Genomic DNA, 1,425 nt, shown 5'->3' on the forward strand with positions numbered 1-1,425 from the left:
ACGTTTCCCCGGGCCTGGCGACCGCCTCGGACACCTGTGCCTCTTCACGGATGTCGCACAGCACGGGCAGCGCCTTGCCGCCGGCCTGCTCGATCTCTTCTGCCGCGCTATAGATTGTGCCGGGCAGCTTCGGATGCGGTTCGGCGGTTTTGGCCGCGATCGTCACATTGGCGCCGTCGCGCGCCGCGCGCAGCGCGATCGCCAGCCCGATGCCGCGCGATCCGCCGGAGATGAACAGCGTCTTTCCCTTGAGCGACATTTCCTTGCGCCTCCCTTGCAACACGTCAGACGCCAAGCTTTGCGCGGCGGGCGACCACAGCGCAAGACCCGACACGCCGGACACCGCGTTACGCAGCGTAGGGTTTATGACTATACCAGCACCAGCCCCTGCCGCATCGCAGTGGCAATCGCGTCGGTGCGGTTGGCGGCACCGAGCTTGATCAGGATTGCGGCGACATGGAACTTCGCGGTGTGCACGGAAATGTTCAGCCGCCGCGCGATCACCTTGTTGGGTGCGCCCTCGGCCAGCAGCGCCAGCACTTCCGCCTCGCGCGGCGACAGCGAAGGACGGACGGCATGCTCGTCGGAGGCTTCATCTTCGAACGGCTCGCCATCGCCAGTATGGAAATCCTCATGGCGTCCGGTTCTGCGCTCGCCCGATACCCGATAGCCGGCCGCCGCCAGCCGCGCCGCCGCAGCGATCAACAAATCGTCCGCGCCCGTTTCGAGGACGGCCAACACCTCGCCCGCGGGCCGTTCGCCATTGGCGCCTCCCGATAGCAGAACCCGGGGAATGGCGGCCGGCACGGCACCGCCGCTCATGTCGTCAACGATGGCGACGTCAGCCCTGCCGGCCACCACCGGCAGCAGGTCATCGCTCGCGGCCAGCGAGGCCGCCAGGCGCTCGGCGCGCGACGCATCGCCAAGCGCAATCAGCACCACCAGCCGCCGCGAGACGGCACCGTCATGCATGATCCGGTCGCTGGTGAGCGTGTCCATGGATGCCCTCAGCTCAGCGGCTTTTCGCCGATGGTCAGCCCGACATCGCGCTGTTCGCCGCCGCGCACCACGCCGAGCGTCACCGAAGCGCCCGCACTGTCTGGTCCGAGCCTGCGGATCAGGTCGCGCGGGCCATGCACCGCCTCACCGTTCCACGCCACGATGATATCGCCGAGAGAGAGACCGGCGGCCTTGGCGGGACCATCGTCATCGAGGCTCATCACCATCGCGCCATGCGCGTCGCGGTCGCGTACCGGATGCAGGCCGGCGCCGAGATAACCGCGCGCGACATGGCCCTTTTCGCGCAGCGTCGCAACCGCCCGCTCGATCGTCTCGTAAGGCATGACCAGCGCCCGGTGGCGCGGCCCGAACAGCAGCATGCCGATCAGCGCACCCTTGGCGTCGAGAACCGGGCCGCCCTCGAAA

Annotated in this window: 3 protein-coding genes; all 3 read right to left on the minus strand. The window is 68.3% G+C overall.

Going from position 1 to position 1,425, the window contains the following annotated elements; translation table 11 throughout:
* On the minus strand, window positions 1–259 hold a 259-nt coding region (locus tag EN925_RS35710; protein WP_128337362.1), incomplete at its 3' end, for an SDR family NAD(P)-dependent oxidoreductase.
* A gap of 110 nt (window positions 260–369) precedes the next feature.
* Entirely contained in the window at window positions 370–999 is a 630-nt protein-coding gene (locus tag EN925_RS35715) for a helix-turn-helix transcriptional regulator (protein ID WP_127369561.1), read from the minus strand.
* Between the two features lie 8 nt (window positions 1,000–1,007).
* On the minus strand, window positions 1,008–1,425 hold a 418-nt coding region (locus EN925_RS35720; protein ID WP_164894656.1), incomplete at its 5' end, for a S1C family serine protease.

Source organism: Mesorhizobium sp. M7A.F.Ca.US.006.04.2.1 (assembly GCF_004022915.1).
Classification (GTDB): domain Bacteria; phylum Pseudomonadota; class Alphaproteobacteria; order Rhizobiales; family Rhizobiaceae; genus Mesorhizobium; species Mesorhizobium ciceri.